General features: G+C 55.7%; 1 pseudogene. It reads left to right on the top strand.

The features are described 5' to 3' along the window. Positions 1–609: pseudogene (locus tag G3R49_RS19955) on the top strand (IS5-like element IS5 family transposase); the annotation flags it as partial.

Here is a 609-nt window from a genome sequence, read left to right as displayed (position 1 = left end):
TCAGACCCGAAAAGAGATTTTCCTCTCCCGCATGGAGCAGATTCTGCCATGGCAAAACATGGTGGAAGTCATCGAGCCGTTTTATCCCAAGGCGGGCAATGGCCGACGGCCCTATCCGCTGGAGACCATGCTGCGTATTCACTGCATGCAGCATTGGTACAACCTGAGCGACGGTGCCATGGAAGATGCCCTGTACGAAATCGCCTCCATGCGCCTGTTTGCCCGATTATCCCTGGATAGCGCCCTGCCGGATCGCACCACCATCATGAATTTCCGCCACCTGCTCGAGCAGCATCAACTGGCCCGTCAATTGTTCAAGACCATCAATCGCTGGCTGGCCGAAGCAGGCGTCATGATGACCCAAGGCACTTTGGTGGATGCCACCATCATTGAGGCACCCAGCTCTACCAAGAACAAAGAGCAGCAACGCGATCCGGAGATGCATCAGACCAAGAAAGGCAATCAGTGGCACTTTGGCATGAAGGCCCACATTGGTGTCGATGCCAAGAGTGGCCTGACCCACAGCCTGGTCACCACCGCGGCCAACGAGCATGACCTCAATCAGCTGGGTAATCTGCTTCATGGAGAGGAGCAATTTGTCTCAGCCGA

This window comes from Shewanella sp. WXL01, from assembly GCF_012263345.1.
Taxonomy (GTDB): Bacteria; Pseudomonadota; Gammaproteobacteria; order Enterobacterales; family Shewanellaceae; genus Shewanella; species Shewanella maritima.
The sequence above is the reverse complement of the archived record's forward strand: the minus strand, read 5'-3'. Positions and strand labels throughout refer to the sequence as shown.